Raw genomic sequence first — 12,741 nt, 5'->3', positions numbered from 1 at the left:
AGCTGCAAACTTCTGGTTTGCAGTACAGCCATAGTGCTTTTTAAAACCAATCCGCGCATCCAACGGAAGGTCTGTTTTCAGTGGCCTCTGTAGATATTCCGGTAGATACAGATCAGGTATTCCGACCTTGCTCACCGGCGTTGATCTGCAGGATCTTTTCAAGCCATGGCATGAAAATAACTGGGTCAATCAAGACAGACTGACCCGGTCTCAGCGCTCACCCCTATGGCCTTTTCTCAGACCTTGTTGAGGGGGGCGGCGTGTATGGACTCAGACGCCCAGGTAGTAGGCGTTGTCGATGTCCACCACAGGTGCCAATGCAGTGGCTGTGACAATGGCATCGCCCGAGTTTTGCCCCAGCATGAAAGGCGCTTCAAAGATGAACTCGGCTGTCAGTCCTGGCGCTAGGTCGCCCCAATCCAAGGCCAATCCAGCCGCACCACCGTTCAGGTCATAGGCCCCGTCGGTCAACGTGAGGTCTTGCAAGGTCACGGTGCCATCGTTCAAGGCGGTGTATTTGTACTGTGGGTTGATGCCTAACGCAGACGACAGGCTGGGGCCCGTCGGCAAGTTGGCATCTTGCCAAGTAGATCCACCATCCACCGAGACGTATTTCGTCAGATCGATCTGCGCGTCATAGATCACAGTCACGCCTTCAATGTCCGTCACGGCAATGGTTTGGTCCGAGTCTGCCGTTGCGGTGTTTTCGACCCGACCGTCACCACCACCGTTGGTGTCCAGATCAGACTGCTGCAGGATGTAAGTGGACTCTAGAACAGCCGTTTTTCCAGGGTCCAGCGAAGCCAGCGTCGTGTTCAGGCCGGTGAGGGGGTCTGTCACCACCACATTGGTCAAGGTCACTGTGCCTTGGTTGGTGACGGTAAAGCTGAAGTTCAGTTCATCCCCGGCGTGGTCGGCAAAAGTATTGCTGTTACCCCCCGTCACATTGACAAACTCCTTGTCAAAGGCCAAGGCGATGCTGCGTAAGATCGGGGCAGACTCCACGTCACTGGCCTGAGGTGTCTGGGCACTGTCAACCAAAACGATGTTGTCGATGTAGCCATCCCCCCCGCCGTTGTTGTCCAGATCGGCTTGTGTCAAAACGTATGAAGTCTGGTAGGTCAGGACGCCATTAGGTGCCAAGGTCAAACCGCTTAGGTTCAAGTTGGTCAGGGGTTCCAACACCGACACATCGGTCAGGGTCACGTTGCCGGGGTTGGCCACCAAGATCAGGTAGTTGAGCTTGTCGCCAACGGCATCCACCAGGTTGTTCCCGTTGCCCTCGGTCACATTCAGGAAAGACTTGTTCACAAACAACAAGGGTCTGGCCAGCAAAGGCGCGGTTTCGTCGTCGCTGACAGCGGGAGTCTCGACCGAGTCGGCCACCGTGATGTTTTCGATGGCACCATTGCCTCCCCCATTGTTGTTCAAATCAGCTTGTGTGACGGTGTAAGTGGTGACGTAGTTCTGGAACTCGCCTGGGGCCAGTGTGGGAATGGTCACGTTCATGTTGGTCAGCTCATCGGTCACCGTCACGCCAGTCAGGGTCACGCTGCCCGCGTTGTAGACCCTGATGTCGTAGGTGATGACCTGGCCAGCGGCATCGACAAAAAGCTTGCCACCCGCAATGTCTGTGATGTTCTTTTCCACTCCCAAACCTACGGTGCGCAGCAATGGTGTTGCTTCGTTGTCGCTGATGGCTTCGGTCTGGTCCGAGTCGGCTGTGGCCACGTTGTCGATGTAACCATCACCTTTGCCGTTGTCGTCCAGATCGGATTGCTTCAAGGTGTAAAAAGTTTCATAGGTTTTGCTTTCACCTGGCAACAAGGTCAGGCCTGATTCGTTGAGCCCCGTGCTTTCGTCCACCACGCTGACGTTGGTGAGGGTGATTGCACCAAGATTGGTCACGGTCACCAGGTAGTTGAGGACATCATCGGCCGCATCGGCCACCTGGTTGTCGTTGCCGTCGGTGACGCTGGTCAGTTTTTTGTTAATGTACAAAGCCTTGATACTGAAAATTTTCAGAGATTCGGTATCGCTGACGGAGCCGGTTTCCCGGCTGTCTGCTGTGGCGGTGTTCTCAATGAATCCGTCACCTCCGCCATTGGTGTCCAGGTCATTTTGTGTGAGTGTGTAACTGGTCAGGTAAGTTTCGCTGGCGCCCGGTGCCAAGGTCCCACCTGTGACGGTTAAATTGGTGAAGGGGTCGGTCACCGTCACATCGTTCAGAGTGATGTTGCCGGTGTTACTCACAATGATGGCGTATCGAATGATGTCGTTGACCGCATCCAGCGTGCCGTTGCCGTTGCCGCCGTTGACACCAATGATGGCCTTGTCAATGGCAATGCCGGGTGATTGGGTCACTGGCACAAAGGCATCGTCGGTGTCGGGTTCCGTCTGGTTGGAGTCGGCTGTAGCTGTGTTGACGATGTCCGCTCCCAAGTCCATCTCGGCCAGCGTGACGGTGTGGCTGCCGGTGTAGTACCAGGTTTCACCCACATCCAGCTCACCGTCAGCAGTTGCTGCACTGTCGGTCAACACCACGGTGCCAATGAAGGGGTCAGTAACGGTGATACCGGTGAGGGTCTGGTTGCCGGTGTTTTGCACTGAAATGTCGTAGTAGATGATGTCGCCGACTGCATCGGCCGCTCCTCCAGCGACAGTGGCTTCCTTGACGATGTTGAGTGCAGGGTTTTGATCCACCGGGATGGACGCGTCATCGGTATCAGGGCCGGTCTGGTTGGAGTCGGCGGTGGCCGTGTTGACGATGTTGGTGCCCGCATCGATCTCGGCTTGGGTGACCGTGTGACTGGCGGTGTAAAACCAGGTCTCGCCCACGTCGAGTTCATTGTCAGCAGTTGCTGCACTGGGGGTCAACACCAAGTTGCTGATGAAGGGGTCAATCACGGTGACGCCGGTCAGGGTCTGGTTGCCGGTGTTTTGCACTGAAATGTTGTAGCTGATGACATCGCCTGCTGCATCGGCAAATCCCCCATCGACAGATGCATCCTTGACGATGTTGAGTGAGGGTTGTTGCAGCATGTTGCCAAAATTGACATTCACTTCTGTGGGGTCGAGTGCCGTGATCAAGATGGGCGCGGGGTTGGTGGTGGTCTGTACCCAGCCGGTCTGCTGAACTTCGCGAACGATGTAGGGGTCGTTGTCAGGGTCAGATCGGTCTGAATCTGGCGTCACTGAAAGCGTGTATTTGCCCAGGGCATCGGTCAACACAAATTGTTCAGTGGTGTCCCACTGGCCATCGTTGTCTTGGTCCAGAAATATCTTCCAGTTGGCCAAGCCGACTTCATCGTCGGCATTTCCCAAGATGTCATCGGCACCATTGGCATCGCGGACGCCGTTGCCGTCCATGTCACTGAATTTCGTGCCACTGATCTCGCCCACGATGATGGCCGAAGGGGCCAGCTGAATGGATGTGGCGCCACTGCCGCCAATGTCCACCGTGGTTTGCAGGGAGCCACCTGTCCAGGCGTTGGCGCCATCGGTCAAGCCTTTGCCTTGGTTGGGCACATCGCCAGGAGCGGCAATCAGCAGGCCATATTGGATTTCGGCACCGCCCGATGTGGTGGTGGGGCCCGTGTAGACAAAAGTGACGGTGACGACCCCATCTTTGGAGCTGCTTAAACTGCCGGTATAGGTCACGTTGCTGACGGCTGTGATGTTGGCGTTGACGGTGTAAAACGACCCCTGCATGCCGCCACCGTTGGTGAAGGTGCTGTCAGCTTGCGCAGTGCCGCCTGCAAAGCTGCTCGGGCTGCGGTCAGCGTTGGGAGTTGTCATGTAAACAAAACCGCCCGCATTGGTGTTGCTCTGGTAGTAGTTGTAGGTGACGTTGAACGAGTAGGTTTGCCCGTTCGTCAGGGGGGTGTTGTTGCTGGCTTTGTAGAAATAGACGTGAGGCACCACCTCGCCTTCAAAGTAATCCGATTTGCCATCGGACAAGATGTTGTTGTTCCATTCGGCCGTGGTGCCCCGTGCGGCATCACCATCGGCCCAGTGCTGGTAGACCTTGCTGATGCTGGTGCTGGGGTAGGTGATGGCGCTGGGGACAATGGCGGCCAGGGGCGATATTTCAACGGGTGTTGTTGAAAAGCTGGCCGTTTTCATGCTGCTTTCCGAATCCGTGGTGGGCATGAATGCCGGGCTGCTTGCTGCTTTCATGGTGTATTCGGCGGCATTTTCCATGGCATTCAAAGCGGTGACATGGCCGTACAGCGGCGCATCGGATGCATCGGCATCGTCACGGTCAGCGCGCAGCGAAAAGGGTTTTTTCCCGAAAGTGTTTGGTTTAGACATGTTGAACTCCTTGTTGTGTCGAGCCACTTTCTGGCCGACAAATCCTGATCTGTATCCCGATCTGGGAACTGCGCGCTTCTGACGAGCAGTACAAGCATGTTCCTCGTCGCCCTGGCGGGTAACCATCCTGCTTTGGGTGTGTTTTGAATGCACGCTTGTTGTATCTCTGTTGGTATGCGCCTGCATTGCCAAGTGAATATCTCCGCAGAAAGATGCCCTGTGTCGTCTTGATTTTCAGCAAGCATCCGCAGAATCAGTTCTGGCTTCTTTTCTTTGCAACGGCCAAGATGCCGTATTACTTGTTTTTATGAATTCGCTACCGTTATCTGATTAACTTTTTCAAGTAGTCCACGAGTTAATTGGGCTTTTTATCTAAAGATATATGTCGGTATGTTTATGCAATCAAATCTTTTGATCAGTGGTAAAGCAGGTTTGAATCCCACACCATGGAGTCCAGCAGATGGCAACCTTTTCATGCAGCGCCATCTTTCATCAAGTTAATGACTGGATTGACCATGACTTTACCAACCGCCTTGTTGCAAAAGCCTTTAACCACGCCACTTTTGAGTCCGGAGGAAATGAATGCCTTGTTGTACGGCATATTCCCGACCGCTGAATGCAGTTCAGATTTGGCGATGGCCGTATCAAAAGAAACGACGGGTGAATTTCATACCGACATTTCCTTGCAAAACACGCATCACAAAGTGCCTTTGTCGGCCTTGGTTTGTGTGAACTGACGCGCCCAGGCGCAAGAAAGAAACGCTATGTCTTACCCCATGGTTGAAAGTGCCCGTCAAAATAAAATTTTGGCGAGTGTTCCCTTGATTCACTATGCTCGGATGTCGGAGCATCTCAAGCCGGTTGAATTGACTGCTGGACAGGTGATTTATGAGGCGGGTGAATCATTGGAGTTTGTTTATTTCCCAACCACCTGCACCACGTCACTGGTATCCCACACAGCGGACGGTGACAGTTCTGAGTTGGCCATGACCGGCCGGGACGGCATGGTGGGGGTTTCCCTTGTTTTGGGCAGTGGCTCCATGAACCACCGGGTGGTGGTTCAATGTGCCGGGCAAGCCTTCAGAATGCCAGCCGATGCTTTTCTGATGGAAGTGTCGCGTTGCCATGAGTTTCAACAATTGGTGTTGTGTTATGTCCAGATATTGCTCACGCAAATGTCTCAAAGCATTGTGTGCATTGGGCACCATTCGGTCAGTGAGCGCCTGAGTTACTGGCTGTTGTTCAACAGGGATGCCTTGGACTCTGACCAATTGAAAGTCACCCATGAAACGATTGCCAACATGTTGGGTGTTCGCCGTGAGTCGATCACACAGGCTTTGGGTAAATTGCAATCGGCGGGTTTGGTGGCCAGTGGCCGAGGCAAGATCAATATTCTTGACCGCGATGGCTTGACCGACTGTGTGTGTGAATGTTTTTCTTTGGTGTCTTCCGAGACGCAACGTTTGTACGAGCGTGCAGGGCGAACCCCAGAGGCCAGTTTTGAATCGGCTGAGGCCAGCCTGCAGCCAGTTGGGCAAGAGCAGGATCTTTTGCACAAATACCAGGATGCCTACGACTTTGCGCCCGTGGGTTTTGTGAGCCTGGACAGACAAGGACAGGTGGTTCAAACCAACCTGGCGGGCGCCATCATGCTGGACATACAGCGTTCTCAACGCAGCCTGAGTCCATTCGCAGAGTTCATCAAACCTGCAGATCAGTCGCTTTTTTTGGGTTTTCACCAGGAAGTTTTGAGTGGCAAGTGCCGCCGCTATTGCGAGGTGACGCTTTGTGCCACCGATCACCGGTCTGAAATGGTGGTGCGAATTGATGCCACGTTGGATGAAATGGGGGAGGAGTGCCGGTTGGTGATGATCGATGTCACAGAAGAGAAAAAATTGGCAGCCCAAGAGTTGGCGCATGAACGCCAGTTGCAGGAGTTGTTGGCCAGGCAACCCTTCATGCTGTGGTTCAAGGACCAGGATGGCCGTTTGATTTCGGCCAATTCAAGTTTGATCGAGGATTGGCGTCATTTCGCGCAAGACGCCGCGCTTGAAAGGGTCGACTTTCAGAGCATGCCGCTTGGGTTCTCGGGTCAACGCCTTCAAACTTCACATTCCGCTGGTGATGAGCTTCGATCGGGCGCATTCAAGTCCTCTTGAGTGAGGCGCCGCACGCCTTATGCCGTCTTTTCTTGTGTCGAATGGTTTCAGTGCTGGTCGCCGTTACAAATGAAGCCTTCTGAGGGGTGAAAATAAGGCGTGTTGTTCTTTACCAAGAGTTGATCATGAATTTGGGCCACTTCCGGCGCTGGCAGCGCTGGGCATTGTTTGTCGGGCTCGGTGTGTTGTTGTTGTGGGTGCTTGCTTGGGCAGCTGTTCCAAGCTTGGCGCATTGGCAAATTGAAAAGCAAGGCACGCAGTTGCTGGGGCGCGTGGTCAAGCTGGATGAAGTGGCTTTCAGGCCCTGGTCGATGGCTTTGGTGGTGCGCGGTCTGCGAATTGGCCAAGCCGGTGATACAGACGCCGTGCTTGAGCCGCAGTTGAAGGTCGGCGAAATCGAAGTCAATGCGGCACTGCAGTCCCTTGTTTTTTGGGCACCCGTGGCGGACGCCATTGTGCTGCGCGATCCGCATCTTCTTTTGACACATCGCGGGCAGGGCCGTTTTGACATCGACGATGTCCTGGACCGGCTCCGTGGAGCAACCTCTACAGGCTCTGCAGGCTCGGGCTTTCCCCGTTTGTCCTTGTTCAATATCCAGATTGTGGGTGGCGGTGCTCGGTTTCTCGATGAGCCCAAGTCGGTCAGCCACACGTTGGCCGATGTGCGACTGGACATTCCGTTTTTGAGCAACATTGGTGGCAAGCGGGATGTGACCACCCACCCTAGGCTGGCGTTCACGCTCAATGGTGCTGCGTTTGACACCGATGCCGAGACGGCGCCCTTTGCCAAAGACCGACACACGCAAGCCCACTTTCAGATCAAGGGACTGGATGTCTCACCTTATTTGCCTTATTGGCCCAAGGTGTGGCCTGTTCGTGTGGTTGACGGTTTGCTGGATTTGGACATCGGGCTGGCGTTCCGGCAAGAAACCGCACCCGAAGTGTCGGTCTCTGGCCGCGTGGTCTTGACCCGCCTGAAGCTCCATGAAATGGTGGATGGCAGTGCACAACTGCCGCTGGTGCAACTCGGTGAACTGGCTGTGAAGATCGATGCATGGCGGCCGCTGGAGGAGGTGCTCAAGCTGGATGTGTTGAGTTTGGACAAGCCCGTGCTTCATGTTCGGCGCGATGCGGCTGGAGAGATCAACTGGGCACGCCTGCAACGGGTTTTTGCACCTGATGACAGTGCTGCGCAGGTCCCCGTCAAGCGGGTGCCTCTTTACGAGTTAAAGGACTTTCAAGTGGCTGGTGGTGAGCTGCGATGGCAAGATGCCGCAACCCGTATGCCCGCGGTTCTGGTGCTCAGCGACATCGATTTTCAAAGCAGCAACTTGAGTTGGCCTGCCCTCACAGCTTCGCCGGTGCAGGGCAAGGCAAGCGTACAGGGGGCCAAGCTGTCGTGGGATGGCAGCACCAACCTGAAAAGTGCCCAAGTGCGCTTGAAGTGGCAAGATTTTCCGCTTCAAACCGCTGCGCCTTATTGGGCCGAATTTTTTCGTCCGGCCTTGTCAGGACAGTCTTCGGCCGACCTGAGCTTGAACTGGCGGGCTGCTGGGGAGGGGGAGCCTGCAAGCCTGGTGCTCAAGGCGCCGCAAATTCGTTTGGCCGCTGCGTCTTTGGGGCCTGCTGATCAACCAGCGGCTGCGCTGGCAGAACTGGCCATCGAGCAAGTCCAGGTGGACGTTTTCAAACGGCAGGCCCGCGTGGGTCGTGTGGTGTTGAACCGGCCTGATTTGAAGCTGTCGCGTGACCTACAAGGCCGCTGGATGTTCGAAGACTGGCGGGTCCTTGCCAAGCCTTCTGATGCTGAAGAAAAAACGGTGCCAGACCCTTGGCAGCTGGAGCTGGGTCAGGTGCAAGTCAAGGGCGGTGTGTTCAAGCTGGAAGACCTCGCCATGGCGGGAGGGGTGCAAATGGATGTTCGCGATGTGAACCTCAGCACAGGGCCCTGGCAACCGATGGCCACTTGGCCGCAGATGACCCCGGTCAAGCTGGATTTGATCGCCGGATCGCAGCGGCGCGAGGCAGGCCGGCTGGGTTTTGAGGGCGTTTTCCGTTTGCCTTCTGCGGGGGCAGGTCAGGAAAAAGCGACGCCGCTGCAATTGAAAGGGCGCTTGCAGTTGGCCCGCTTTCCGGTTCACCAGTTGAGCCCTTATGGGGCCGAATGGTTGAATTTCGATTGGAGAAGGGCCGACCTGAGTTACGCGGGGGGGCTGGAGTTGGCCTTGCCCGTTGCTGGGCTGGGTTTGAATTTGCAAGGCGATGCGTCTGTGGAAAATTTTCGCGCCTTCAACAAGTCAGACGGTGAAGCTTTGCTCGACATCAAAGCCTTGAATTTAAGGGGCCTTGACCTGGGCTTGAAGGCCGGTGCGCTGGACCACCTGAAGATTTCAGAAACCGCCTTGAATGATTTCTTTGCGCGCGTGGACATCTCGCCCTCCGGGCATCTGAACTTGCAAAACCTGGTCAAGTTGAGCCCGGCGACTGCGGCAAAGTCGGATGCGGCAAACCCTCGGGTCGAGTTGGGGCCCACGGGGCTGGTCAATGGCCGTGTGTCATTTTCTGACCATTACATTCGGCCCAACTATTCGGCCGAAGTGACCGAGTTGGCGGGCAGTTTGGGTGCTTTGTCGAACCAGCCTGCAGATGCCCATGTGGTGGCCTTGGCCCCATTGAGTTTGCGAGGTCGTGTGGCGGGCTCTGCCAGTTTGGAAGTCGATGGACGCATCAATCCGCTATCCCGTCCTGTGGCCCTGGATGTGCGTGGCAAAGTGCGTGATCTGGAGCTGCCACAGCTTTCACCCTACAGCAAAAAATACGCAGGTAATGGCATTGAGCGAGGCAAGCTTTCGGCGGATGTGAATTACCGCATCGATGCGAATGCCCAATTGCAAGCAACGCATCAAATCGTTTTGAACCAGTTGCGCTTTGGCGAACGTTCGGACAACGTGGACGCTCCCAATTTACCCGTGAAGCTGGCCGTTGCCCTGTTGGCCGACCGCCATGGCGTGATCAACGTCAATTTGCCGATCAGCGGCTCCATCAGCGACCCTGATTTTCGCGTGGGCGCGATCCTCTGGAAAATGGCCCTCAGCCTGATTGGCAAGGCCATCATCGCGCCTTTCAGTTTGATCGCTGGGGCTTTTTCGGGCGCTGAGCAGTTGCAACAGATGGCTTTTGCACCCGGCAGTGCCGATGTGGACGCGGCGACGCGCCAGAAACTCGAGGCGGTGGCCAAGTTGGTGATCGACAAGCCGGCATTGCTTCTGACCGTTGTGGGGCAAGCCGATCCGGATTCGGAACGTGAGGCTTTGCGCCGTTCACAACTTCGCGACTCGGTCAAGGCAGAAAAACGCCGACGCCTGATTCGGGATGGCCAGGATGCAAGCTTGGCGATGGACGTGAGCCCCGAGGAGTATCCGGCCCTGTTGGCATCGGTTTACCGGCGTGCGCCTATCCCCAAACCACGCAATGTGCTGGGCGGGCTCAAGGACTTGCCAAAGGGCGACATGGAGGCCTTGCTGCTGGCCGCCATTCAAGTGGATGACTCGGCCATGCGGGCGTTGGCGCAAGCGCGCGCCCAACACGTTCGTGACATCTTGCTGGCTTTGGGCGTGCCGGCAGAACAGCTTTTTGTGGGGGCTTCGGCGGCACGTGATGGCGCGCAAAAATCACCGTTGTTGCCGCAAGTGACTTTGGTGGTTTCCACCGACTGAAGCCCTGGCAGCTTTGCATGTCCGGATGCGGCGGGCTTGTGACGGCATGGGTTGGAGCGTCTAAGATATGCCCCATGAAAAACAGAAATATTGCCTCCTTCAGCGTCAGCCCCATCGGGCTGGGCTGCATGAACCTCAGCCACGCCTATGGCGCGCCAGTGTCTGCAGAACAGGCCGAACGCGTGCTGCTCACCGCCCTTGATCAGGGCGTCACCTTGTTTGATACGGCAGCTTTGTATGGTTTTGGGGCCAACGAAAGCTTGCTGGGCAAAGTCATGAAACCGCATCGGCAGAAGTTCACCCTGGCCAGCAAATGCGGCATGCAGGGCGTGGACCCGGGGGATGGCAAGCTGGTGCGCGTGATCGATGGCCGGCCAGAGACAATTCGCAAAACCTGCGAAGACGCCTTGCGTCGCCTGCAGACCGATGTGATTGACTTGTATTACCTGCACCGCTGGGATAAGAAGGTGCCGATCGAAGACAGCGTGGGGGCATTGAGCGATCTGGTGCGCCAGGGCAAGATTCAGACGATTGGCTTGTCTGAAGTCTCGGCCGGCACCTTACGCAAGGCGCATGCGGTGCACCCGATTGCTGCGGTGCAGACCGAGTATTCGCTGTGGACACGCAACCCCGAAATTGCTGTGTTGCAGGCTTGCCGTGCGTTGGGTGTTGCCTTTGTGGCCTTCAGTCCGGTGGCGCGGGGGTTTTTGTGTGGTGCGGCCTTGGACATCGCTCACTTTGACGCCAAAGACATCCGGCGCAGCATGCCGCGCTTTGCCCCGGAGAACTACGCTGCCAACCTGAAGCTGTTGCCGGCCTACCATGCGCTGGCGCAAGAGGCCGGTTGCAGCCCCTCGCAACTGGCGCTGGCCTGGCTGCTGCACAAGGGGGACGACATCATCCCGATCCCGGGCACGACCTCGGTAGATCACCTGTTGGACGACTTGGCGGCGGTGGATGTGGTGCTGGATGTAGGCCAGATGGCGCGCCTTGAAGCGCTCATCAACCAGAACACCGTGGCGGGTGATCGCTACAACGCGCAGGCCAACAGCGAAGTGGACACCGAGGTGTTTGGCTGACCTGCGCCTTGCCTAAGCCACACTTGGCTCAGGCCTTGGTTCAGGCGTCAGGCTGTGCCAGCGGGGCGGCTTTCTGGAAGGCTTCCAGCGCACCACAAGCCTGGTCGACCGCGCTGATCAGCGGCCAGCGGCCCATGTCCACCTTGAAGCGGCGGGCGCTTTCCACTTGCGGAATCAAATACACATCCGCCAGGGTGGGTGTGTTGCCAAAGCTGAACGTGCCCCGATTCTTGTCGGTAGCAATCAGGGCTTCGTAGGCATCGAAACCTGCGCTGATCCAAGTGCCACACCAGGCGTTGATGGCCGCTTCATTGGCGCCGAATTGTTTTCGCAGTGTTTCCAGAATTCGGCGGTTGTTGATCGGGTGGATGTCGCAACCCACGATGGCTGCTAGCGCACGCACATGGGCGCGTGCATCGACATCTGCAGGCAACAAGGCAGGTGTGGGGTATTTTTCTTCCAGCCATTCAAGGATGGCAGGTGACTGGACCAGCACCTGCTCACCGGTGTCAAGCGCGGGCACCAGCATTTGCGGATTGACCGACTTGAAAGCTTCTTTCTGGTGTTCTTCGACCCTTAAGTCCACCGCCACGTAGTCTGTGGAGATGCCCTTGAGGTTGAGCGCGATGCGCAGGCGTTGTGAGGTGCCACTTCTGAAAAAGTTATAGAGTTTCATGGACTTCTTACGGTATGTCATGGCGGGCGAAGTGTGGCAATTCATGCATTGTGATGGCAGCCCGTTCTTCGCCTATTGGATTTGGAATTACGCCGCAGCGCCGATGGTCAGTGCGATCTCGGTAACCCCTTCGACTCGGCCAGTGATCTTGTCGCCGGGCAGCACAGCGCCCACGCCTTCCGGTGTGCCGGTATAAATCAGGTCGCCGGGTTGCAGGTGGTAGTAGGTGGACAGATCGGCAATGATTTCGCGGATGTTCCAGATCAGCTTGTTCACATCGGACGACTGCTTGGTGACGCCATTGACTTCGAGCGCGATGGCGCCGTTTTCGATCACCACGCCGGGCATGGGCACGATGTCGCTGCAGACCGAGCCTTGCTCGATGTCTTTGCCCGTATCCCAGGGGCGGCCTTTGTCGCGCGCCACCAACTGCAGGTCGCGGCGTGTCATGTCCAAGCCTGAGGCGTAACCGTAGACCAGTTCATGCGCGTTGGCTTCGCTCACGCGAAAGCCGGCCTTGCCAATGGCCAGCACCAACTCCATCTCGAAATGGTAGTTGCTGGTGCGCGGGGGGTAATCGACTGTGGCGCCACTCTCCACCAAGGTCTGAGGCGACTTGGTGAAGTAGAAAGCTTGCTCCACGCTTTTGTCGACGGGCTTGCCCATTTCGACCGCGTGGGCGTGGTAGTTGCGGCCCACACAAAAGATGCGGTTAATCGGAAAGCGCTCGGTTTGGCCACGAATGGCAAGCGATTGGATGGTGGGCGGGGAGAAGAGGTAAGTGGTCATGTGTGAAT

At 56.4% G+C, this 12,741-nt stretch carries 7 protein-coding genes; 4 read left to right on the top strand and 3 right to left on the bottom strand.

Features of this window, described 5'->3' with window-relative positions:
* Positions 1-270: 270 nt before the first annotated feature.
* Positions 271-4,314: a hypothetical protein gene (locus B9Z45_RS02850; protein WP_158270364.1), complete on the bottom strand. Its 4,044-nt coding sequence runs from the start codon at positions 4,312-4,314 to the stop codon at positions 271-273.
* 446 nt (positions 4,315-4,760) lie between these two features.
* Between B9Z45_RS02850 and B9Z45_RS02845 the strand changes: the two genes are divergently transcribed.
* From B9Z45_RS02845 to B9Z45_RS02830, 4 genes are all read left to right on the top strand, one after another.
* Positions 4,761-5,051, top strand: coding sequence for a hypothetical protein (locus B9Z45_RS02845; RefSeq protein WP_108405724.1), 291 nt, complete (start codon positions 4,761-4,763; stop codon positions 5,049-5,051).
* A gap of 102 nt (positions 5,052-5,153) precedes the next feature.
* Positions 5,154-6,473: a helix-turn-helix domain-containing protein gene (locus B9Z45_RS02840; protein ID WP_233252047.1), complete on the top strand. Its 1,320-nt coding sequence runs from the start codon at positions 5,154-5,156 to the stop codon at positions 6,471-6,473.
* A 125-nt stretch (positions 6,474-6,598) separates the two neighbouring features.
* Positions 6,599-10,189, top strand: coding sequence for a DUF748 domain-containing protein (locus tag B9Z45_RS02835; protein ID WP_108405722.1), 3,591 nt, complete (start codon positions 6,599-6,601; stop codon positions 10,187-10,189).
* A gap of 74 nt (positions 10,190-10,263) precedes the next feature.
* On the top strand, positions 10,264-11,268 hold the full coding sequence (locus B9Z45_RS02830; protein ID WP_108405721.1) for an aldo/keto reductase: 1,005 nt from the start codon (positions 10,264-10,266) through the stop codon (positions 11,266-11,268).
* Between the two features lie 40 nt (positions 11,269-11,308).
* Here the strand turns inward: B9Z45_RS02830 and maiA are convergent, their stop codons facing one another.
* Together maiA and B9Z45_RS02820 are read right to left on the bottom strand one after the other, a co-directional pair.
* The gene (maiA, locus tag B9Z45_RS02825; protein WP_108405720.1) at positions 11,309-11,944 is read right to left on the bottom strand and encodes a maleylacetoacetate isomerase; all 636 of its coding nucleotides are present in this window, start codon (positions 11,942-11,944) and stop codon (positions 11,309-11,311) included.
* 87 nt (positions 11,945-12,031) lie between these two features.
* A complete protein-coding gene (locus B9Z45_RS02820) occupies positions 12,032-12,733 on the bottom strand; it encodes a fumarylacetoacetate hydrolase family protein (RefSeq protein ID WP_108405719.1) in 702 nt (233 codons plus the stop codon).
* Between the last annotated feature and the right edge of the window lie 8 nt (positions 12,734-12,741).

Origin of the sequence: Limnohabitans sp. 2KL-17 (genome assembly GCF_003063415.1) — a bacterium.
Lineage (GTDB): Bacteria > Pseudomonadota > Gammaproteobacteria > Burkholderiales > Burkholderiaceae_C > Limnohabitans_A.
This window is presented reverse-complemented; position numbering and strand designations above follow the sequence as displayed.

Excerpts from the sequence above, each read along its gene's own strand:
- B9Z45_RS02850 (WP_158270364.1), bottom strand. The coding sequence starts at position 4,314 with ATGTCTAAACCAAACACTTTCGGGAAAAAACCCTTTTCGCTGCGCGCT.
- B9Z45_RS02845 (WP_108405724.1), top strand. The coding sequence starts at position 4,761 with ATGGAGTCCAGCAGATGGCAACCTTTTCATGCAGCGCCATCTTTCATC.
- B9Z45_RS02840 (WP_233252047.1), top strand. The coding sequence starts at position 5,154 with ATGTCGGAGCATCTCAAGCCGGTTGAATTGACTGCTGGACAGGTGATT.
- B9Z45_RS02835 (WP_108405722.1), top strand. The coding sequence starts at position 6,599 with ATGAATTTGGGCCACTTCCGGCGCTGGCAGCGCTGGGCATTGTTTGTC.
- B9Z45_RS02830 (WP_108405721.1), top strand. The coding sequence starts at position 10,264 with ATGAAAAACAGAAATATTGCCTCCTTCAGCGTCAGCCCCATCGGGCTG.
- maiA (WP_108405720.1), bottom strand. The coding sequence starts at position 11,944 with ATGAAACTCTATAACTTTTTCAGAAGTGGCACCTCACAACGCCTGCGC.
- B9Z45_RS02820 (WP_108405719.1), bottom strand. The coding sequence starts at position 12,733 with ATGACCACTTACCTCTTCTCCCCGCCCACCATCCAATCGCTTGCCATT.